This window comes from Streptomyces sp. NBC_00271, assembly GCF_036178845.1.
Taxonomy (GTDB): Bacteria; Actinomycetota; Actinomycetes; order Streptomycetales; family Streptomycetaceae; genus Streptomyces.
In genome coordinates, this window is record NZ_CP108070.1 from 4968150 (window position 1) to 4990178 (window position 22029).

Here is a 22029-nt window from a genome sequence, read left to right on the forward strand (position 1 = left end):
AAGACCGCAAAGACCGCCTGCGCACACGACACAAAGGCCCTCGGGGCGCGCCGGAACGCGCCCCGAGGGCCTTGTGATCGTCGGGCCGCCGGTCCTCGGCGTGGCCCGTTACTTGTCCTGGCCGCCCTTGCCCTTGTCGCCGCCGGCGCCCATGGACTCGTAGATCTCCTTGCACATGGGACACACGGGGTACTTCTTCGGGTCACGGCCCGGGACCCACACCTTGCCGCAGAGGGCCACGACGGGCGTGCCGTCGAGGGCGCTCGCCATGATCTTGTCCTTCTGGACATAGTGGGCGAAGCGCTCGTGGTCCCCGTCGCCGTGCGACACCTGCGGCGTCGGCTCTACGAGGGTCCCCGTCCCAGTGCCTCGCTGGGGCTGGGTCTCAGGCTCAAGAGTGCTCATGAGAGCCAAGGGTACTTAAGGTCGCGGACATCAGTTGAGTGAAGGGTCGTCCGGATACGTCGCCACCATCGCGAGTTCGTTGCGCTGGCGGCGCAGGACCTCGCGCCAGAGGCGCTCCGGGGACGGGGAGGAGACGTCTCCCGGTTCGGATTCCACCACGTACCAGGCGCCCTCGGTCAGTTCGTCCTCCAGCTGGCCGGGGCCCCAGCCCGCGTACCCGGCGAAGATTCTCAGGGAGCCGAGGGCCGAGGCGAGGAGTTCCGGTGGGGCCTCCAGGTCGACGAGGCCGATCGCGCCGTGCACCCGCCGCCAGCCGAGTGGCGCGCGCTCCCCGGAGGCGACGCCGCCCGGGATCACCGCGACGCCCAGCGCCGAGTCCAGCGACACCGGGCCGCCCTGGAAGACGACGCCGGGTTCCCCGGCCAGGTCGGCCCAGGCCTCCAGGATGTCGCTGACGTCCACCGGGGTCGGCCGATTGAGGACGACACCGAGCGAGCCCTCCTCGTCGTGGTCGAGGAGCAGCACCACCGCGCGGTCGAAGTTCGGGTCCGCCAGGGCGGGCGTGGCCACGAGCAGCCGCCCTGTGAGCGAGGACACCTCGGTCATGCCAGACATGATCCCGCATCTTCCCCGGGTAGGGGGACCCAATACCCGTACCCGAGTGAATGCAGCTCAGGGCGCAGAGAAGCGTCCCCCGCGCACACCGTCACCGGTGACCCCGTGTGCCCGATTCGGAACGGTTCGTGTTGTGGCAAAGCTATGACGTTCCTGGGCGGTCCTTGGGCTTACTTAAGGGGGGTGGGCGGCGATTACCCTTGCTCTTCGGCTCCCGCCCAACCGGCCTGCCGACGCATATTCCTGCCCAACTCATCGGAACGCGAGATACATGACCGTCAACGGCTCTGACGATGTACTGCTTGTCCACGGCGGAACCCCGCTCGAGGGCGAGATCCGTGTCCGCGGTGCGAAGAATCTCGTACCGAAGGCCATGGTCGCCGCCCTGCTGGGCAGCGCTCCGAGCCGACTGCGCAATGTCCCCGACATTCGCGACGTGCGCGTCGTGCGCGGGCTGCTGCAGCTGCACGGCGTGACGGTCCGACCGGGTGAGGAGCCGGGCGAGCTGATCCTCGACCCGTCGCACGTGGAAAGCGCGAACGTCGCCGACATCGATGCCCACGCGGGCTCGTCGCGTATCCCGATCCTCTTCTGCGGCCCGCTGCTGCACCGTCTGGGGCACGCGTTCATCCCGGGTCTCGGCGGCTGTGACATCGGCGGCCGGCCGATCGACTTCCACTTCGAGGTGCTGCGGCAGTTCGGCGCGCGGATAGAGAAGCGGGCGGACGGCCAGTACCTGGAGGCTCCGCAGCGGCTGCGCGGCACGAAGATCCAGCTGCCGTACCCGTCCGTCGGCGCGACCGAGCAGGTGCTGCTGACGGCGGTGCTCGCGGAGGGCGTCACCGAGCTGTCCAACGCCGCCGTGGAGCCCGAGATCGAGGACCTCATCTGCGTACTGCAGAAGATGGGCGCGATCATCGCCATGGACACCGACCGGACGATCCGCATCACCGGTGTGGACTCGCTCGGCGGCTACACCCACGCGGCCCTCCCGGACCGCCTGGAGGCCGCCTCCTGGGCTTCCGCGGCGCTGGCGACCGAGGGCAACATCTACGTCCGCGGCGCCCAGCAGCGCTCGATGATGACGTTCCTGAACACCTACCGCAAGGTGGGCGGCGCGTTCGAGATCGACGACGAGGGCATCCGCTTCTGGCACCCGGGCTCGCAACTCAAGTCCATCGCCCTGGAGACGGACGTCCACCCCGGCTTCCAGACCGACTGGCAGCAGCCGCTGGTGGTCGCCCTGACGCAGGCCACGGGGCTGTCGATCATCCACGAGACGGTGTACGAGTCCCGCCTCGGCTTCACCTCCGCGCTGAACCAGATGGGCGCGCACATCCAGCTCTACCGCGAGTGCCTCGGCGGCTCGGTCTGCCGGTTCGGCCAGCGCAACTTCCTGCACTCGGCCGTCGTTTCGGGCCCGACCAAGCTCCAGGGCGCCGACCTGGTCATCCCCGACCTCCGCGGCGGCTTCTCGTACCTGATCGCCGCCCTCGCGGCCCAGGGCACCTCCCGCGTCCACGGCATCGACCTGATCAACCGCGGCTACGAGAACTTCATGGAGAAGCTCGTGGAACTCGGCGCCAAGGTGGAACTGCCGGGCAAGGCGCTCGGATAACACGGCAGGCGCGCGGACAGCACGGCCCGCGCTCGGGCAACACGGCCCGCGCTCGGCTGACACGGCCGTCCGGGGCCCGGACGGCTCGGTCGGCGCCCGTGTCGCGGTTCCAGGCGTGCGTACGACGATGGGGCGGCCCCCCGGTCAAGGGGGCCGCCCCATTGGCGTTACTGCGGTTCGTGCGCCGTCCCGTGGCACACGGACGCGGCTTACTTGCCCTTGGCCGCTTCCTTGAGCTTGCTGCCCGCGGAGACCTTCACGCTGTAGCCGGCCGGGATCTGGATCGGGTCGCCGGTCTGCGGGTTGCGCGCGGTGCGAGCGGCACGGTGGGTGCGCTCGAAGGTCAGGAAGCCGGGGATGGTGACCTTCTCGTCGCCCTTGGCGACGATCTCGCCGACGGTCTCGGCGAACGCGGCCAGAACGGCGTCGGCGTCCTTGCGGGTCACCTCGGCACGGTCGGCCAGCGCGGCCACCAGCTCACTGCGGTTCATGTTGTTACTCCCGTGTTCTTCTTGCCGTTGAGGCGTGCCACGCGGCGGAGCCGCATGTTGGATGCGGCGAAGCCGATGCTGCCAGGGCCCTCGGTCGGTCCCCGGACCCGGGTCCGTAGCCAGACCCTCGCGCCCGAAGACGCATCCTGCCCCCACCTGCGGCGGGAAAGCCAATCCGGCACCCCTGGGAGTCACACGAACACCCTTGGGAGTCACACGAAAAGCGCCACTGCCTCAGTGTGGTGACGCTCCGTCCGCTCCCGGCAGCGGACCGCAGGGCCTGGGAGGCCTGAGCCTGGCCGCCACCCTAGAGGGCGGCCAGGGACCCCGCATCCCGCGACGCGCCGACGCGCCGCCGTCGTGGCGATCGTCACAGCAAGTCACACCGCCGGATCCGAGGGGCGGCAAGCCCCCGGCGACGCCCGCACCGGCGCCGAGTGCCCTACTCCGCCGCTGTCACACCCGCCGCCTTCGCCGCGGAGCGCACCGCTCCGGCGACCGCGCCCGCGACCTTGTCGTTGAAGACGCTCGGGATGATGTAGTTCGGGTTCAGCTCGTCCTCGGTCACCACGTCCGCGAGCGCGGCCGCGGCGGCCAGCATCATCTCGGTGTTGACCGTGCGGGACTGGGCGTCCAGGAGGCCGCGGAAGACGCCCGGGAAGACCAGCACGTTGTTGATCTGGTTGGGGAAGTCGGAGCGGCCGGTGGCGACAACTGCCGCGGTCTGGCGGGCGATTGCGGGGTCGACCTCGGGGTCGGGGTTCGCGAGCGCGAACACGATGGCACCCTCGGCCATGGCGGCCACGTCGTCGCCGTCGAGCACGTTCGGGGCGGAGACGCCGATGAACACGTCGGCGCCGCGCACGGCCTCCTTCAACGTGCCTGTGAGGCCCTCGGGGTTGGTGTTGTCGGCGACCCAACGCAGTGGCGAATCGGGGGCCGCGTCGACGAGGTCCGCGCGGTCCGCGTGCACGACACCGTGGATGTCGGCGACGACGGCGTTCTTGACGCCCGCGGCGATGAGCAGCTTCAGGATGGCCGTACCGGCCGCGCCCGCGCCGGACATGACGACCCGGATGTCACCGATGCCCTTGCCCGCCACACGCAGGGCGTTGGTGAGGGCGGCGAGGACGACGATCGCGGTGCCGTGCTGGTCGTCGTGGAAGACGGGGATGTCGAGGGCCTCGCGCAGCCGGGCCTCGATCTCGAAGCAGCGCGGCGCGGAGATGTCCTCCAGGTTGATGCCCGCGAAGCCGGGGGCGATGGCCTTGACGATCTCGACGATCGCGTCGGTGTCCTGGGTGTCCAGGCACAGCGGCCAGGCGTCGATGCCGGCGAAGCGCTTGAAGAGGGCCGCCTTGCCCTCCATGACCGGGAGGGCGGCCTTGGGGCCGATGTTCCCGAGGCCGAGCACGGCCGAGCCGTCCGTCACGACCGCAACGGAGTTGCGCTTGATGGTGAGGCGGCGGGCGTCCTCGGGGTTCTCGGCGATCGCCATGCACACGCGGGCCACGCCCGGGGTGTAGATCATGGACAGGTCGTCACGGTTGCGGATCGGGTGCTTCGACTGCATCTCGATCTTGCCGCCGAGGTGCATGAGGAACGTACGGTCGGAGACCTTGCCCAGCGTGACGCCCTCGATACCGCGCAGCTGCTGGACGATCTCGTCGGCGTGGGCCGTGGAGCTCGCCGCGATGGTGACGTCGATCCGGAGCTTCTCGTGGCCTGAGGCGGTCACGTCGAGGCCGGTCACCGAGCCTCCGTGGGACTCTACGGCCGTGGTGATCTGGGAGACCGCGGTTCCGCTCGCGGGCACCTCCAGTCGGACCGTAATCGAGTAGGAGACGCTGGGCGCCGTTGCCATGGCCGACTTCCTCTGCTTTCACCGTGTACTGCTGGGTCGCGCTGTCTCGCGGGTATGCCGTCCGATCGTCGCACCTACCCCTCAGTACGTGGTAGCCGCCCCGGATTGCGAACGTTTTGTTCTCAGGTAAGGCGGGCGATTTCGGAAGACTACTTCCACCATACGAGAGTACGTGAACCTCACGGGAAACGATCGGCCAACGAGAGCAGGACAACGAAAGAGGCTCACGTCAGGTGACGTGAGCCTCTCCTCGTTCAGTGACACCGACCCGCCATGCTCGCCTCGCGGCAAGTGGTCGCTCGTAGCGACGAAGGTTGGGCCCGGGGGCTTGGATCGGGCCGGTGTCACATCCACGGTAACAAACGATCCCCGTAAGGCAATTCCCACCCCGAGAGTTCATTCGGGGCGTCGGCCCCCGCGGGGGTCAGTCCCTGAGCAGATCCGGCACCCCGTTCGCGTCGGGTTCGTCGCGGTCGCCGGAGACGATCGTCAGCTGCTGCGTGGCCCGGGTGAGGGCGACGTAGAGCACCCGCAGACCCGCGGGCGACTCGTCGGCGATCTCCGCCGGCGAGACGACCACCGTCGCGTCGTACTCCAGTCCCTTCGCCTCCAGGCTCCCGAGCGCCACCACCCGCTCGCCGAGCCCGGCGAGCCAGCGGGCGGCCTCCTCGCGCCGGTTCATGGCCACCACGACGCCCACCGTGCCGTCCACCCGGTCCAGCAGACGCGCGGCCTCGGCGCGCACGGTCTGCGCGAGCGAGTCCCGTACGCCGGCGCCCGCGTTGCCCGTCGCCACGAAACGCGGCTCGACCCCGGTGGACCGTACGGCCGAGGGGGACTCGGAGCCGGGCATGGCGAGGGCGAGGACCTTGGCGGCCAGCTCGGCGATCTCGGCGGGGTTGCGGTAGTTGACGGTGAGGGTGAAGCGGCGCCGGGGACGGCTCCCCAGGGCCTCGTCACGGGCCTCCGCGGCCTCGTCGGGGTCCGACCACGAGGACTGCGCCGGGTCGCCCACGACGGTCCAGGTGGCCTGCCGGCCGCGCCTGCCCACCATCCGCCACTGCATGGGCGTGAGGTCCTGCGCCTCGTCGACGATGACGTGCGCGTACTCGACGCGCTCCTGCGCCAGCCGCTCGGCCCGCTCGCGCTGCGACTCCTCGCGTACGGGCATGAGCTCCTCGAGACCGGTGAGCTGGTCCAGCGGGTCCAGCTCGCGGCGTTTGCGGGGCCGGACGGGCATCCCCAGGATCGCCTGGAGCTCGTCCAGCATCGCCACGTCGTGGACGGACAGCCCGTCCCGCTTGAGCGAGCGCGCGACCCGGCGCACCTCGCCGGGGTTGAGGATCCGGCGCGCCCAGCGGCCGAGGCGCCGCTCGTCGGCCATGGCGGCCAGGACGCCCCGTGGGGTCAGCTCGGGCCACCACGCGTTCAGGAAGTCGATGAAGCTGTCCTCGGAGGCGACGTCCTCGTCGAAGGACGACCGCAGCTCGGCGGCCAGCTCCGGGTCCGTGTGCCGCGTACCGGCCCCGGACTTCGCCCACAGCGCGTCCAGCAGCAGCTTGCGGGCGCGCGGGCGCAGCAGGTTCACCGGCGCGGTCCCGCTCAGCGCGTTGTGCTTGATGCGGTCGAGCTCGGCGGCCTCCAGCTCCAGGCGCCGCCCGAAGGCGACGACACGCAGGCGGGTGGGGGTACCCGTGGGGGCCGGGGCGGCCTCCTCGCCGAAGGCGAGCTGCTCCGACCGGTCCCCGGCGGCGGTGGACCGGCCCGGGCTGCCGCCGGGCGTCTCCAGCGCGCCCCTGGCGGCCTTCCGCAGCACCTTGAGCATCCTGTACGAGCCCTTGGCGCGGGCGACGGCCGGAGAGTCGTACAGGGTGGCCTCCGCGCCGTCGACGAGGGAGCCGATGGCGCGGATGGCGACCTGGCCCTCCTCGCCGAGGGAGGGCAGCACGCCCTCGGTGTAGGCGACCAGGAGCGGGGTCGGGGAGACGATCAGGATGCCGCCCGCGTACCGGCGGCGGTCCTGGTAGAGGAGATAGGCCGCCCGGTGCAGGGCCACGGCCGTCTTGCCGGTGCCGGGGCCGCCCTCCACGTAGGTCACCGACGCGGCGGGGGCGCGGATCACCAGGTCCTGTTCGGCCTGGATGGACGCCACGATGTCCCGCATGGTGTGGCTGCGGGCCTGGCCGAGCGCGGCCATCAGGGCGCCGTCGCCGATCACCGGGAGTTCCCGGCCGTCGAGGGTGGCCTTGAGCTCGGGGCGCATCAGGTCGTCCTCGACGCCGAGGACCTTGCGGCCCTTGGAGCGGATGACCCGGCGGCGTACTACGCGGCCCGGGTCGACCGGTGTCGAGCGGTAGAAGGGGGCCGCGGCGGGCGCCCGCCAGTCGATGACCAGCGGCGCGTAGTCCGCGTCCAGCACCCCGATGCGGCCGATGTGGAGCGTCTCGGCGATGGAGGCGTACTGGCCGGCCTCGTCCACCTGTACGACACCTTCGGCCGGTTCGACGGCCGTGTAGGCGCCGTCCGGGCCCTTCTTGCCGTCCTTCCCGAGCAGCAGGTCGATCCGGCCGAAGAGGAAGTCCTCGAACTCGTTGTTCAGGCGATTCAGATGAATCCCCGCGCGGAACACCTGGGCGTCGCGCTCCGCGAGCGCCCCCGGTGTACCGACCTGGCCGCGCTGGGCGGCGTCGTTCATCAGGAACTCCGCCTCGTGGATCTTCTCCTCGAGGCGCCGGTACACCCGGTCCAGATGTTGCTGCTCGACGCTGATCTCACGATCCCGTACGGAATCGTCCTGTGCGGAATCGTGGATCTGGTCGAGCGCGGTTTCCTGCTGAGCCTGAGCGGCCACCGGGCCCCCTTCTGACGTGCTGGGCAGCCGTCAACCGTACGCGAAGGGGACCCCGTGAGGCTACGTGCGCGCTCTGAGATCGCTCACACGTTCACCTCGACGAGCCGCTTCCCGTCGAAGGTCATGACCTCGAAGTGGTCGATCTCGGTCGGGTTGAAGGCCGCGCCGCCGTGGACGTAGAGGGGGTTCTTCCCTTCTTCCGTCTTGGCGTTCGCGATGCCGTAGCCCCAGTTCGGGACCGACCAGGAGGTCACCGTCTCGCGCTCGCCGTTCTTGCCGACGGCGATCAGGGAGCACTTCAGCGGGCCCTTGACGTTCTTGAGCTGGAGGACGGCGTGGGTGCCCCAGTCCTTCTTCTCGATCGCGACGACGGCGTTGACCTTGGTGCTCGGGTCCGTGGCCGACTTCTTGTCCGTCATGACGTCGAAGGCGGCCTTGGCCGGGCTGGTGGCCATCGCCATGCCGGGCGACGCGGTGGTGGTGCTGCCGCCGCCGTTGACGGCCATCACCGTCAGCGGGCCGCCGATGATCAGCGCGGCCGCGGCCGCCACGAGGTAGAGGCCGCGCCGGCGCTTGACCGCGCGTCGCTCCGACACCTCGTCGACCAGTCGTTCGGCGAGCTGTGGGCTCGGGCGGGCGGCCAGCGAATCGCCGATGGCGGGCGTGCCCTGCGAGGCGGGCAGATCCGCGAGCGCGGCGAGCATCGGTTCCATCCCGGCGAGCTCGTCGAGCTGCTGGCCGCACCACTCGCAGGTGGCGAGATGGGCCTCGAACGCCGTCGCTTCGGCGTCGTCGAGGATACCGAGGGCGTAGGCGCCGACGGTTTCGTGAATGTTGTCACCGGGGTTCTGTTGTCCCCGTGGTCCCTGCATGGCTCCTGGACCGCCTGTTCCGTAACCCCCGTATGCGTTCATGCCGTCACCCCCCGCTCCTCCAGCGCCAGCTTCATCGACCGCAGGGCGTAGAACACCCGGGAGCGCACGGTGCCGCTGGGTATGCCGAGCGTCTCGGCCGCCTCATTGACCGTACGCCCTTTGAAGTACGTTTCGACCAGAACCTCCCTGTGAGCAGGGGTCAGGTCGTCCAGCGCGTCCGACAGTGTCATCAGCCACAACGCCTTGTCGATCTCGTCCTCCGCGGGGATGACCTCCAGCGGTGACGGGTCCACCTCCTGCGGCCGGGCCTGCCGGCTGCGGTGGCCGTCGATGACGATGCGCCGGGCGACCGTCACCAGCCAGGGTCGTACCGAACCGGTCGCCCGATTGAGCTGACCGGCGTTCTTCCAGGCACGGATGAGTGTTTCCTGCACAACGTCCTCGGCACGTTGCCGATCCCCCGCGACCAGCCGCAGCACATACGCGAGCAACGGACCCGCGTGTTCCCGGTACAGCGCACGCATCAGCTCCTCGTCGGGTTCGTTCGACGAAGCCGACGCAGACGGATTCATGCGATGTCGGGCCCTTGACCTTCGTTCATCAGCCACGGCGGAATCCTTGCGCACGCCTACCTCCGGTGTCCGGGGGATCCCCCAGTCGGTCGCTCGTCCCGGAGTACGTGTCTGGGCGTGCGTGCGTTCAAAGAGATGGGACATATTTCTTGGAATAGTTGTGAAGGAAGTTTGTTGATCACTTCAAGCGATCGACACATCACATAGGGGTGAACCGGAGGCTCCGGATCGCGTCGCCGAGACCGGGACGCTGTGACGCGTTTCATACACGATTCACGCGTGTCATAGACGATTCACGCGTGTCCTGCACGGTTCACGCGCGGGCGAGGGCCGCCCGGCGCCGATGCCGGGCCACCCGCTCCCGGTTTCCGCACACCTCGCTGGAGCACCACCGCCGGCGCCGCCCCCGGGAGGTGTCGAGGTAGACGATCGGGCAGTTGTCCCCCTCGCACTGTCTGAGGCTCGCGCGCGCCACCGGGTCGGTGAGCAGTTCGAGGGCGTCGCGGGCGATGACGGCGAGCAACCCGGGGCGGCCGGGCGGGGTGTGCAGCCGGCGCCGCAGCGAGCCGTCGTCCGCGCGTACGGCCCAGGGGGCGGGCGGGGCGGCGAGCGCGACGGCGTTGACGCGGGCGAGCGCGGCGTCGGCGGGCCGCGCGTCCAGCTCACCGCGGACCAACCGGGCGACATGACCGCGTAGTTCGCGAAAGCCCACGAGCCAGGAGATGTCGGCCGCCGGGAGCGGGGTGCCCGCGGGAACGAGCCCGGAGCGGGTGATCCAGGCGCGCAGCCGGTCCACCGAGTCCAGCCGTTCCTCGGGGTGGGTGGTCGCGAGGAGGTCCAGGCAGATCCGCCCGGAGTCGAATCTCAGCTCGTACGAGGCCGTGGCCATGCCCGATGCCATGTGCCTGTCACCGCCTTGGGGTTACCGCCGTGAGGGGTCGGTAGGGGTCGTACCCCCTACAGTGCATGGCTGCACCCGCGACCGGAAGACCTGTGCCGGTCAGGGGGTGGACGTCCGCTTATGAGACCGCGCGCCTCGGCCATGTCCGGTGCAGGACCACGCCGGTTGACTCGATGGCATGACAGAGAACAGCACGGGGCGGCGTACCACCGCCGGAGGTGTCCTGGGTGCGGCCACGGTCGCGATGGGCCTGATCGCCGGGGTCTTCTACATTTTCGCCTGCGACGTCATGCCGTCGTTGGCCCGCAGTGACGACCGCGTCTTCGTCGAGGTCATGCAGAACGTCAACGACGTGATCCAGAACCCGGTGTTCTTCCTGAGCTTCATGGGCGCGCTGGTCCTCACGGCGGTCTCCGCCTGGCAGTCGCGGAAGTCCCCCCACCGGTGGTGGGTGTTCGCCGCCCTCGCCGCGTACGCGCTGGCCTTCCTGTTCACGGTCGCCGTGAACATCCCGCTCAACAACCGTCTGGCGGACGCCGGAAACCCCGCGACGATCGCCGACCCGGCCGCCGTGCGCCGGCGGTTCGAGGACACCTGGGTCGCCTGGAACGTCGTACGGGCCCTGTTGTCGACGCTCGCCCTGGCCTGCCTCACCCGCGCCCTGCTCCTGTACCGCCACCGCACCTACACGTCGGCGTACTTGGAGTCGGCGGCCGGGTCGAGCGCGAGTCGGTAGCCGCGCTTGACGACGGTCTGGATGAGCTTGGGCGCGCCAAGTGCCGTACGCAGCCGGGCCATGGCCGTCTCGACGGCGTGCTCGTCCCGCCCGGCGCCCGGCAGCGCCCGCAGCAGCTCGGCCCGGGCGACCACCCAGCCGGGGCGGCGGGACAGGGTCCGCAGCAGCGACATCCCGGCGGGCGGTACGGGCCGCAGCGCTCCGTCGACCATCACGGCGTGGCCGCGGATCTCGACCCGGTGGCCGGCGATGGGCAACGTACGGGCCCGGCCGGGGAGTTCCTGGCAGAGCAGCTGGACGAGGGGGCCGAGCCGGAAGCGCTCGGGCTGGACGGTGTCGATGCCGTGCGCCTGCAAAGGGAGCGCGGTGACGGGGCCGACGCAGGCGGGCAGGACGTCGTGGTGGAGGGCGGCGAGGAGTTCGGGCAGCAGACCGCGGCTCTCGGCCCTGGACAGCAGGGAGGCGGCGGCGGGCGCGCTGGTGAAGGTGAGCGCGTCCAGGCCCCGGGTGACGGCGGCGTCGAGGAGCCGGTCGACGGGCCCGATGTCCTCCGGCGGCATCCACCGGTAGACGGGAACCCCCACGACCTCGGCTCCGGCTGCCCGCAGCGACTCCACGAACCCGGGCAGCGGCTCGCCGTGCAGCTGTACGGCGATACGGCGGCCCTCGACGCCCTCCTCCAGGAGCCGGTCGAGCACCTCGGCCATGGACTCGGAGGAGGGCGACCACTCCTCGGTCAGTCCCTGGGCCCGTACGGCGCCCTTCACCTTGGGGCCGCGCGCGAGCAGTTCGACCCCGCGCAGCCGACCGAGCAGGGCCTCGCCGAGCCCCCACCCGTCGGCGGCCTCGATCCAGCCGCGGAAGCCGATCGCGGTGGTGGCGACCACGATGTCGGGCGCCTGGTCGATCAGCTCCTTGGTGGCGGCGAGGAGTTCGCTGTCGTCGGCGAGCGGCACGATGCGCAGGGCGGGCGCGTGCTGGACGACGGCGCCGCGTCGCTGGAGCAAAGCCCCGAGTTCGTCGGCCCGACGCGCGGCCGTCACACCCACGGTGAACCCCGCGAGGGGGCCGCAGTCCTGCCCGACCGGTCGCTGCTGTTCGTCGTCCATGGCTCTCGTCTCGCGCTGGGGGCTTCGTGCGGATACGGCTGACCGAGCCTGTCAACGCCCCGTGACAGGCTCGGTACCCCTTGATGTCACCCGTGTTACGTCAGACCTCGACGTAGCTGAGCTGCGGCTTCGCCTCTGCGGCAGTGGCCGTACGGGTCTGGGTGGCGGGGCCGCGAAGGTATACGGCCCAGGTCACCAGGAAGCACAGCGCGTAGAAGGCGAGGAAGGCCACGAAGGCGCCGGTGCCGGAGCCGTAGGACAGGAAGGACTGCCGGAAGGCGAGGTTGATGCCGACGCCGCCGAGCGCGCCCACCGCGCCGATGAGGCCCATGGAGGCGCCGGACAGCCGCCGCCCGTAGGAGGCCGCCGCCTCCCCTTCGAGGCCCTTGGCGACGGCCTTGGCCTGGAAGATGCCCGGGATCATCTTGTACGTCGAGCCGTTGCCGAGCCCGGTGAGCACGAACAGCGCGATGAACGCGATCGTGAACAGGGGAAGTGACTTCTGGGTGGAGGCGACGACGATGACACCGGTCGCGCCGGCCATGGCGACGAAGTTCCACAGCGTGATGCGCGCGCCGCCGTAGCGGTCGGCGAGCCAGCCGCCCACGGGCCGGATCAGCGAGCCGAGCAGCGGGCCGATGAAGGTGACGTAGGCCGCCTGCAGCGGAGTGCGGCCGAACTGGTTCTGGAGCACCTGTCCGAAGGCGAAGCTGTAGCCGATGAACGACCCGAAGGTGCCGATGTAGAGGAAGGACATGATCCAGGTGTGGGCGTCCTTCGCGGCGTCCTTGGCGGCACCGGTGTCGTTCTTCACGGACGCGATGTTGTCCATGTAGACGGCGGCGAGCACGGCGGCCACGACGATCAGCGGAATGTAGATCCCCAGCAGGACCCTCGGCCCGCCGTTCGCGCCGATGATCGCGAGCGCCACGAGCTGGATGACGGGCACGCCGATGTTTCCGCCGCCCGCGTTGAGACCGAGCGCCCAGCCCTTCTTCTTCAACGGGAAGAAGGCGTTGATGTTGGTCATGCTGGAGGCGAAGTTGCCGCCGCCGATGCCGGCGAGCAGACCGACCAGCAGGAAGGTGGTGAAGGAGGTCCCCGGCTTCATCACCGCGAAGGCGGCGACGCTGGGGACGAGCAGCAGGCTCGCCGAGACGATGGTCCAGTTCCGGCCGCCGAAGATCGCCACCGCGAAGGTGTACGGCACCCGCACCACGGCTCCGACCAGCGTCACCATCGAGGTGAGCATGAACTTGTCGGCCGGGGTGAGCCCGTACTCGGGGCCCATGAAGAGCACCATCACCGACCACATGGTCCAGATCGAGAACCCGATGTGCTCGGAGAGCACGGAGAAGAGCAGATTCCGCCGGGCGACCTTCTCACCCGTCTCTTTCCAGAAGGTCTCGTCCTCCGGGTCCCACTCCTGGATCCAGCGGCCTCCCCTGCTCGGTGCGGGGGCTGTACTAGGGGCTGTCATGACGCCTCCACGGTTCTCCGGTGCGGTGCCCAGGTGTCGTACAACGACTGACTGAGTCCCGAAGGTAGGGAGGACGCGTTTCGACGCTGTGGCTGTGAGTGACCGGAAAGGAACGTTGCTCTCACGAGAGCGAGGGGGCGACGGTGAGGACGTCCGGGTGAGGACGTCCGGGGTGCCGTCGCCCCCTGCCTGCGTCTAGACCCGGTGACTCCCCCGCGAGGCGGCCTTCTTCCTCCTCGCGCCGTCGGGCCACAGCCTCGGGCTGCGCTTGGCGGCGATGTCCTCGATCCAGCCGAAGGCCAGGATCGTCAGGCCGATGAGGGGCCAGACCAGGAGGAACATCCACACCATGTACGAGGAGTCGAGCGCGGCCACCGCGCCGGCGCTCTGCATGAACGGGAGGCTGTAGGCCTGGTCGATGATCGGGACCGTGGCCATGATCAGCATGTTGTGCCAGAGGTAGATCGTGACGGCCCGGTTGTTGGACAGGGTGATCAGCTTGTCCCAGCGGGCCAGCCGGCCGGGGAGTTCCTGCCAGGACGGGGAGTACTGGAGCAGGATGACCACGAAGCCGAAGGACCAGGCCGCCTGGGCGAGGGGGATGTCGTTCAGGTCCCAGCCGTCGGGGCCCAGGTGTCCCGAGGCCCACCACAGCCCGAATGCCATGAGCAGGGCCGAGCAGGAGACCGCCAGATAGCGGGGGACCTGTTGCAGGACGCCCTCGTGGTGGGCGAAGCCCAGGACCCAGCAGCCGCCGTAGACCGTGAAGTCGGAGATCGCGTTGCCCGTCTCGCCGGGGATGGTGACCAGGCCGGTGCCGAGGACCGCCGTCAGGGCGAGGGGGGCCAGCAGCGTCGCCCAGGGCATCCTGCGGAAGGCCCACAGCAGCAGGGGCGAGGCGATCACGAACCACAGATAGGCGCGCAGGTACCAGAGCGGGCCCGCCGCCTGGACCGCCCAGGTGTCCTCCAGCAGGCCGGACTTGGAGCCGACGTGCCAGGGGAAGGGCGGGGCGCCGATCGGAATGGCGTAGTCGATCAGCTTGACGAGGCCCCAGGTGCCGCCGTTGTCCGGGTCCTTCAGCACGTTCCAGCCGCCCGCGAACATCAACGCGAGTGCCACCACGCTGAACGCCCACAGGGGCGGCAGGAGGCGGCGGATGCGGCCGCGGATCACACCGAGGGCCGGGCGGCCGAGCGAGCGGGCCATCAGCGAGCCGGCCAGCGCGAACATCACGCCCATGGAAGGGAAGAGAACCGTCAGCCAGGCCCAGCCGAAGAGGTGGTAGACGACCACACGGACCAGGGCGATCGAACGCAGCAGGTCCAGGTAGCGGTCACGGCCGGGCTTCTTGGGCGCGGGAGCGGACTGCGCGGCCGATCCCGGGGCTGATCCCGGGGTGGGTGTCGGCTCGGATGTCGGCGCGGAAGTCGGCGATGGTGCCGGTTCGGGGTGGACCCGGGCCGATCCCAGCGGCGGCGTCGCACCCGCCGTGTACTCGTGCGTGGTCATGCGACCGGCCTCCGATCGTTCCCGCTCTGTGCCGTCCGCTGCCGCGGGATCGCTCCCGGTGCCTCCACGACGCCCGTGCGCCGCAGCTTCTGCCAGCGCAGCCGGCCTCCGGTGAGCGCGGTGATCCAGGACTGGAGGAGGACCATGTACATCAACTGCCTGTAGAGGATCTGCTGGAGCGGGAGCGAGATGAGGTACCTCATGCGCTCACGGTCCAGGCGGAAGGCGTACGCCGCGCAGGCCACCTGGACGGCGAGGACGCCCAGCCACGCGAGGACCGTCTTCTGCGTCGGGCCGAAGACGAGCCCGTACAGCAGGAAGACGTCGATCAGCGGGGCCAGCAGCGGGGCCAGGACCATGAACAGCGAGACCAGCGGCAGGCCCACCCGGCCGAAGCGGCCCGACGGGCCCCGTTCGACGACCGCTCTGCGGTGCTTCCAGATCGCCTGCATCGTGCCGTACGACCAGCGGTAGCGCTGGGACCAGAGCTGCTGGACGGACTCCGGCGCCTCCGTCCACGCGCGCGCCTTCTCCGCGTAGACGACCCGCCAACCGTCGCGGTGCAGGGCCATCGTGATGTCGGTGTCCTCGGCGAGCGTGTCCTCGCTCATGCCACCGACCCGCTCCAGCGCGGAGCGGCGGAAGGCGCCGACCGCGCCGGGGATGGTCGGCATGCAGCCGAGGATGTCGTACATCCGGCGGTCGAGGTTGAAGCCCATCACGTACTCGATGTGCTGCCAGGCCCCGATGAGGGAGTCGCGGTTGCCGACCTTCGCGTTGCCCGCGACCGCGCCGACGCTCGGGTCGGCGAACGGCTGGACGAGTTCACGGACGGTGGACGGTTCGAAGACCGTGTCGCCGTCCATCATCACGACGATGTCGTGACGGGCGTTGGCCAGGCCCCGGTTGAGGGCCGCGGGCTTGCCCGCGTTGTGCTGGCGCACGACGCGGACGTTCGGCAGCAGCAGGTCCTCGACGATCCGCGCCGTGCCGTCGCTCGAACCGTCGTCGACGACGAGCACTTCGACGGGGTGTTCGCCCGCCATCAGGGAACGGACCGTGTTCTCTATGCACTTGGCCTCGTTGTACGCCGGCACGAGCACCGACACCGGTTCGGTGACCGGCGCCGAACCCCAGCGGAAGTCCTTGCGCCGCACCCGGCGGGCGTGCAGGGCGGACAGCAGGAGCATCATGCCGAAGCGGGCGAAGACGAGTACGCCGATGATCGCGATGCCGACGACCAGGACGTCGGTGACGTTGTCGGAGGCGCGCACCAGGTAGACCCAGGCCTTGCCCTTCCACAGTTCGAGGCCGGTGACCTGGGTGTGCGCGCTGGGTGCGTCGAGGGCCTCGGTGAGGTTCTGGAACCGGTACCCGCGCTCCTGGAGCTCCGGCACGAACCTGTCCAGCGCCTGCACGGTCTGGTGGCGGTCGCCGCCGGAGTCGTGCATCAGGACGATCGCGCCCTTGCCGCCCTTGGGCGTGGCGTTGCGGATGATCCGGTCGACGCCGGGCTTCTGCCAGTCCTCGCTGTCGGTGTTGTTGACAACGGTGATGTAACCGCGCGTACCGATGTACTCCGTCACCGGCCAGGACTTGTTGTCCATGGCGTCCGCGAAGGACGAGTACGGGGGCCGGAAGAGCGAGGTGCGGATGCCCGCCGCGCCGGCCAGCGCCAGCTGGTTCTGGGAGAGCTCCCAGTCGATGCGCTTCGTGGACTGGAAGGAGAGGTCGGGGTGGTTGAAGGTGTGCAGGCCGACCTCGTGGCCCTCCTCGACCATGCGCTTCACCAGCTCCGGATAGCGCGAGGTCATGGTGCCGGTGACGAAGAAGACGGCGTGGGCGTGGTGCTTCTTCAGGACGTCGAGGACCTTGGGGGTCCACGTGGGGTCCGGGCCGTCGTCGAAGGTGAGGACGAGCCGGTGGTCGGGGACGGTCAGGCTGTTCGTGCGGCCACCGCGGGTGTCGATGACCGGGCCGCCGTCGAGGATCTTGTCCGGCACCTTGTCGGTGGCGGCCTCGGGCTGGATGCGGTGGTCGGCGAGGATCTCGCTGTGCACATAGCCGCGCAGCATCAGCATCGCCAGCATGGCGACGAGGAGCAGCGAGGGCAGCAGCCAGCGCATGGGCAGCCGTCGGCGCCGGACATTGGGTGCCGGACGCCGCGCACGGGGAGCGGGCCCGTGCGCGTGGGTACGGGATGCCATCAGAGGATGTTCTCCAGGTTCTGCGGGGTCGCCGGGCTCACCGGGTTCTCCGGGGACGAGGAGCTGGTGATGCCGGGCTCGGAGGCGATGGGGCCCGGTTCTACGGGGCTGTCGGCGACCGTGCCGGTGCCGCCGGCGCCGACCGCGCTCTCCGAGGGGCTCGGCGAGGCGGCGCCGTCCTCGGAGGGGCTGGGGTCGGGCGAGCCGGACACCGGGAGGGACGGTGGGATGACGGGGTCCTTGGTGGTGCTGGTGCTCGGTTTCGGCCTGGTGGTGGCGGACGTCGAGGGCTTCGTGTCCGCGGACGTGCCCGGGTCGGTGGCGCTCGCGGAGGCGCCCGGTGTCGGGCTGACGCCCGGTGCGGGGGCCGTACCGTCGCTCGCCGAGGCGCTCGCGCCGGGCGCGGCGCTGCTCGAACCGGACGGCGACACCGAGTCGGTGGGCAGCGGCGAGGTGTCGACCTTCCCGGCCGGCGTGTCGTCCTGCTGGCCGGGCACCGGCAGCCAGGGCGCGTTGGAGTTGCCGGACAGGAGGGTGGCGACGATGACGACGGCGTACACCGCGCAGGCGATGCCGACGAGGATGCCGAGCCGACGGAACCTGCGGCTGCGGCGGCCGGACTCGTCGACGAACACCGGGCCGTCCGAGCCGTCCTGGACGCCCGGGGCGTCCTTGGCCTGCTGAACCAGCCACGCCTCCGTCTTCCGCCGTCCGACTCCGTCGAGTTGAACCGTCACCTCGTGCGGATCGTGGGTGTGTCCCGGCTCACCGGACTGCTCCCAGGACGCGGCAGCGGACCCGCCGGGCGCGTCGGCCCCACGACCCACGGTCGGCCGACCGTCCACATGGCCCCGCCCGAGCGTGTCCGCCCTACGATCCACAACCGGCCAGCCTCCCGTCTCGGGCCGACTGGGCGTGTCGGATCGGCCGACCGCGTCGGATCGGCTGGACGTGTCGGATCGACCGAGGGTGTCGGGTCGACCGGGGGTGTCAGGTCGGCCGAGGATGTCAGGTCGACCGAAGGTCTCGGGCCGACCGAGGGTGTCAGGTCGGCCGAAGGTGTCGGATCGGCCGAGGGTATCGGGGCGCCTGCGCGCGTCCGGCCAGCCACCCGTGGCCGGCCGATCGTCCTTGCCGACGCGTCGATCGGCTCCGGCACGGTCGCGAGGCCCGGCGGGCTGGTTGGGCACCCCGGCGAGTTGATCCGGTACGACGCGGTCACGCGGTCCCGCGGGCTTGTCGGGCGCCTCGCCACGCAGATCCGTTCCGGCACGGTCACGCGGCCCGGCGGGCTGATCGGGCACCCCGGCAAGTTGATCCGGTGCAATGCGGTCACGCGGTCCGGCAGGCTTGTCGGGCGCCTCGGCGCGCAGATCCACCCCGGCCCGGTCACGCGGCCCGGCAGGCTGATCGGGGACTCCGGCAACGCCGTCCGGTCCAGTGGCCCGGTCGGGCGCACCGGTAGCGCCGGCCGATCCGACCGCCACGTCGGCAACCCCGGCGCGACGGTCCGACCCAGCGCGGCCGACCGCCTCGGCCCCGAGGGGAGCCCCTTCTTTATGGTTCGCCTCGTCATGGCGCTCCGCGCCGGGGCGGTCGGCGCGCGCGTCGTCGTCCGCGCTCACCCGACGGTCCACATCGAACCGTCGCTCAACCCCAGCCCGACCACCGACACCGAACGAACGGCCCGCACCGGACGGCCCTTCAGAACCGGACGATCTGCCCGCACCGGACAACCCCTCAGAACCGGACGGCCGGCCCGCACCCGGCAACCGGCCCGCGCCGAACGCACCCTCTGCGCCCGATCCACGTTCCGCACCCGATCCACGTTCCGCGTCAGCTCTCGTATCGGCGCCCGGTCGGTCTTCGCCGCCAGCTCCAGGCTCTCTTTCGACACCGCGTTCGACATCGGTGTCGGATTCCGCTTCCGCGGCGAGCCCCACGGCGGCGGCGCCCGCGATCTGAGGCCACGTCGACGTCGCACGGGCGGCCTCGGGCCACACCACCGACTCTCCGGACCCCGCCGGGGCGGTCGGCGCGGCCGACTCCCTGGTTCCACGCCCGTCCACCTGATCGCCATCTCGATGATCGGGTTGGGCGTCTTTTCGCCACTTCTCCACGTGCACGCACATCCCCCCAGGGACAGTTTTCGGGTGCGCGCACGACTCCGGGCATTACGTATATGTCGTTCGGAACGAGCCCCCACCCGCCCCGAGCGCCCCCCTTTACCACACTGCACCCGGACCATGAATGTAGCGCATGTGGAAGACCCGTGTGTTTATGCGTCAATCCTGCCCCGCCATCACCAGCTCATCGCTGGCCGGAATCCAACCGTCCGCAGGGCGCCGCAGCCACCCCTCCTCGGCAGCCAGCTCGCCGGCGGCTCGTCGAAGGGCATCGATCCCGGGGTGCACCAGTCCCTTTCGCCACACCAGTGACACGGGTGACAACGGAACAGGTCCAACAAGCGGTTTCCGCACGGTTTCAGACATGGCCGGAAAATCCACCACAGCGAGGACAGGATTCCGCTTCTTGGCCATGACCCGCCGGAACTCATCGGCTCCGACAGCCACCGGCGCAGGGGGCGCCAGCGCGATACCGCGTCCCTCGAAAAGGTGAAGCGCCAAGTCGGTCCACTCCCGCGTCCGCGGATTCCCCGCCCCGGCGTACACCGTCTCGCCCGCGAGCGCGTCGAGCGGCACCGCGTCCAGGCCGGCGAGGTGATGGTCCTCGGGCAGCACGACGGCCATCGGCTCGTACCGTACGGGCTGCTGTTCGAGCCGCGCCCGGACCGCCGGATCGAGCCCCGCGAACCGTCCGAACGACGCGTCCAGGCGTCCCGCGAGGATCTCCCCCGCCGCGCCGGTGAGCCCGCTCTCGAAGCGGGCCATCAGCTCGCACTCGGGCGCGAGCGCACGGGCCCGGTCCAGGACGCGGCCGGAGACGAGACCCGGGGAGTTGACGTCGACGAGCAGCGGCCGCTCCGGTCCGTCCCCCGCGAACGCGGACAGCAGCGCGTCCTGCGCCTCCAGCACCCGCCGCGCGTACGGCACCAGTCGCTCACCGTCGGCGGTCGGCGTCACCTGCCGGGTCGTGCGCACGAACAGCTCCGCCCCGAGTTCGCGCTCCAGTCGCCGGATGTCACGGCTGAGGGCCTGTTGGGCGACGTACAGCCGGGCGGCGGCCCGCGTGAAGTGCAACTCCTCGGTGACGACGAGGAACCCGCGCAGGAGTCGGGGGTCGAGATGGCGATGGGGGAGGCCGGAAGAGAAGCCGGGAGAGCGGTCGGGAGAGCGGTCGGCAGGGGCAGGCATCACGCGAACTTACAACGCAGGTGCGTCAATGGCCACGGAGTAGGTGTTGGACCGTCCACCCCACACCCGGCGACGGTTGGCCCATGCCGCAACAGCCCTCCGAGCACGCGTTCCCGCTCCTGCTCACCGCCACCGGCGACAGCCTGGTGATCGCCGACTTCCGCCCCCGTCGCCGGCAGGCCCCACGCCACCAGAAGGCCCCGCACCGCCGGACAACCCCGTACCACCGCCTCTTCACCATCCCCGGCACCCGCGCCTTCACCGTCGGGAACCTGCTCGCCCGGCTCCCCATGGGGATGTTCAGCGTCAGCGCGGTGATCATGATCGCGGGCTCGCGCGGCTCGTACGCCCTCGCCGGTGCCGTGACGGCGACCGGCCTCGCGGCGACCGCGCTGGTCGCGCCCTGGACCGCACGGCTCGTCGACCGCCACGGCCAGGCCCGGATCGCGGTGCCGGCCACGGCCTTCGCCCTGCTGGGAAGCGTCGCGCTGCTGCTGTGCGTGCGCTTCGGGGCGCCGGACTGGACCCTGTTCGCCGCGTACGCCGCCACGGCCACCACCCCCAACACGGGCGGCATGTCACGCGCCCGCTGGGCCCACCTCCTGCGGGACGACCCGGCCGCCGCGCACACCGCGAACTCCTTCGAACAGGCCGCGGACGAGCTGTGTTTCATGCTGGGCCCGGTGTGCGCGGCCTTCCTGTGCGGGACGTTCTTCCCGGAGGCGGGCACGCTGGTGGGCGGCGTGCTGATGATGACCGGCGTGCTGATCTTCGCCGCCCAGCGTTCGACGGAGCCGCCGCCCCAGCCCCGTACGCCCTCCAGGTCCCCTCTCCTGGCCGCCGGAATGCCGCCCCTGCTCCTCTGTTTCCTCGCCACCGGTGCCGTCTTCGGTTCGATGGAGGTCGTCACGATCGCCTTCGCGGACGCACAGGGGCATCGGTCGGCGGCGGGCGCGGTGCTCGCCCTCCAGGCGGCCGGGTCGTGCGTGGCGGGGCTGCTGTACGGGGCGCGGAAGCCGGCCGGTCCGGCCGAGCGGCGCCATCCGTCGTGCCTCGCGGTCATGACGGCCCTCATGACCCTCCCCCTGCTCGCGGCCTCCCTGACCGGCTCGCTCCCGGCCCTCGCGGGCGCACTGCTGCTCGCCGGGGCCGCGACCGCGCCGACCATGGTCACCGGCATGGCCCTCGTCCAGCGGCGCACTCCCGAAGGCCGGTTGAACGAGGGCATGACCCTCGCGGTGACCGGCCTGCTCGGCGGGATCGCCTGCGGCTCGGCGACCGGCGGCTGGCTGGTCGAACACATATCGGCGACGGCGGGATACGGGGTGCCGATCGCAGCGGCGGGAAGCGCGCTCGCGATCTCCCTCACGATCCCACCGGCGTCCGACCCGCCGAACCGCCGCCAATCCCTCGGCCCCAATTCCGACGCACCCCATTGACGCACCCGGGACCCCCACATACCTTCCCCCGTCGAAGCGC

Annotated in this window: 17 protein-coding genes; 3 read left to right on the forward strand and 14 right to left on the reverse strand. The window is 70.7% G+C overall.

The window, feature by feature from the left end:
* Positions 1-108: 108 nt before the first annotated feature.
* Positions 109-405 (reverse strand): DUF3039 domain-containing protein, encoded by a 297-nt coding sequence (locus OG798_RS22905; protein ID WP_075029065.1) that lies wholly within the window; start codon positions 403-405, stop codon positions 109-111.
* Positions 406-435: 30 nt separating this feature from the next.
* Positions 436-1011, reverse strand: coding sequence for a YqgE/AlgH family protein (locus OG798_RS22910; protein ID WP_054229660.1), 576 nt, complete (start codon positions 1009-1011; stop codon positions 436-438).
* Positions 1012-1291: 280 nt separating this feature from the next.
* Here OG798_RS22910 and murA point away from each other — a divergent pair, with 280 nt between their 5' ends.
* Entirely contained in the window at positions 1292-2638 is a 1347-nt protein-coding gene (gene murA / locus OG798_RS22915; RefSeq protein WP_054229659.1) for a UDP-N-acetylglucosamine 1-carboxyvinyltransferase, read from the forward strand.
* Between the two features lie 209 nt (positions 2639-2847).
* Here the strand turns inward: murA and OG798_RS22920 are convergent, their stop codons facing one another.
* The 6 genes from OG798_RS22920 to OG798_RS22945 all read right to left on the reverse strand — a co-directional run bounded on the left by OG798_RS22920 (position 2848) and on the right by OG798_RS22945 (position 10192).
* Positions 2848-3129 (reverse strand): HU family DNA-binding protein, encoded by a 282-nt coding sequence (locus tag OG798_RS22920; protein ID WP_007382399.1) that lies wholly within the window; start codon positions 3127-3129, stop codon positions 2848-2850.
* A gap of 442 nt (positions 3130-3571) precedes the next feature.
* Positions 3572-4993 carry an NAD-dependent malic enzyme gene (locus OG798_RS22925; RefSeq protein WP_097225712.1) on the reverse strand — a complete coding sequence of 474 codons (1422 nt, stop codon included), beginning with the start codon at positions 4991-4993 and terminating at the stop codon, positions 3572-3574.
* Between the two features lie 424 nt (positions 4994-5417).
* Entirely contained in the window at positions 5418-7844 is a 2427-nt protein-coding gene (locus tag OG798_RS22930; RefSeq protein ID WP_095854363.1) for a HelD family protein, read from the reverse strand.
* A gap of 83 nt (positions 7845-7927) precedes the next feature.
* Positions 7928-8716: an anti-sigma factor family protein gene (locus OG798_RS22935; protein WP_179436550.1), complete on the reverse strand. Its 789-nt coding sequence runs from the start codon at positions 8714-8716 to the stop codon at positions 7928-7930.
* A gap of 38 nt (positions 8717-8754) precedes the next feature.
* The gene (locus OG798_RS22940; protein ID WP_054229655.1) at positions 8755-9291 is read right to left on the reverse strand and encodes a sigma-70 family RNA polymerase sigma factor; all 537 of its coding nucleotides are present in this window, start codon (positions 9289-9291) and stop codon (positions 8755-8757) included.
* A gap of 313 nt (positions 9292-9604) precedes the next feature.
* The gene (locus tag OG798_RS22945) at positions 9605-10192 is read right to left on the reverse strand and encodes a CGNR zinc finger domain-containing protein (RefSeq protein WP_095854361.1); all 588 of its coding nucleotides are present in this window, start codon (positions 10190-10192) and stop codon (positions 9605-9607) included.
* A gap of 178 nt (positions 10193-10370) precedes the next feature.
* On the opposite strand from OG798_RS22945, the gene OG798_RS22950 reads away from it, so the two are divergent.
* Positions 10371-10928, forward strand: coding sequence for an anthrone oxygenase family protein (locus OG798_RS22950; RefSeq protein WP_095854360.1), 558 nt, complete (start codon positions 10371-10373; stop codon positions 10926-10928).
* On the opposite strand, the gene OG798_RS22955 is transcribed toward OG798_RS22950, so the two are convergent.
* From OG798_RS22955 to OG798_RS22980, 6 genes are all read right to left on the reverse strand, one after another.
* Complete coding sequence (locus OG798_RS22955) at positions 10877-12037, reverse strand: uroporphyrinogen-III synthase (RefSeq protein WP_267061974.1); 1161 nt, start codon at positions 12035-12037, stop codon at positions 10877-10879. The two genes, OG798_RS22950 and OG798_RS22955, sit on opposite strands and share 52 nt — an antisense overlap.
* Before the next feature lie 100 nt (positions 12038-12137).
* Complete coding sequence (locus OG798_RS22960) at positions 12138-13517, reverse strand: nitrate/nitrite transporter (RefSeq protein ID WP_095854358.1); 1380 nt, start codon at positions 13515-13517, stop codon at positions 12138-12140.
* Between the two features lie 195 nt (positions 13518-13712).
* Positions 13713-15029 carry an acyltransferase family protein gene (locus tag OG798_RS22965; RefSeq protein ID WP_328757617.1) on the reverse strand — a complete coding sequence of 439 codons (1317 nt, stop codon included), beginning with the start codon at positions 15027-15029 and terminating at the stop codon, positions 13713-13715.
* Positions 15026-17236, reverse strand: a complete 2211-nt coding sequence (locus OG798_RS22970) for a glycosyltransferase (RefSeq protein WP_095854356.1) — start codon at positions 17234-17236, stop codon at positions 15026-15028. Before OG798_RS22970 ends, OG798_RS22965 begins: the two co-directional genes overlap by 4 nt.
* Positions 17236-18117 (reverse strand): hypothetical protein, encoded by an 882-nt coding sequence (locus OG798_RS22975; protein ID WP_267061975.1) that lies wholly within the window; start codon positions 18115-18117, stop codon positions 17236-17238. Before OG798_RS22975 ends, OG798_RS22970 begins: the two co-directional genes overlap by 1 nt.
* 1404 nt (positions 18118-19521) lie before the next feature.
* Positions 19522-20550, reverse strand: a complete 1029-nt coding sequence (locus OG798_RS22980) for a LysR family transcriptional regulator (RefSeq protein WP_267061976.1) — start codon at positions 20548-20550, stop codon at positions 19522-19524.
* 83 nt (positions 20551-20633) lie between these two features.
* Here OG798_RS22980 and OG798_RS22985 point away from each other — a divergent pair, with 83 nt between their 5' ends.
* Positions 20634-21989, forward strand: coding sequence for an MFS transporter (locus OG798_RS22985; RefSeq protein WP_095854354.1), 1356 nt, complete (start codon positions 20634-20636; stop codon positions 21987-21989).
* The last annotated feature ends 40 nt before the right edge of the window (positions 21990-22029 follow it).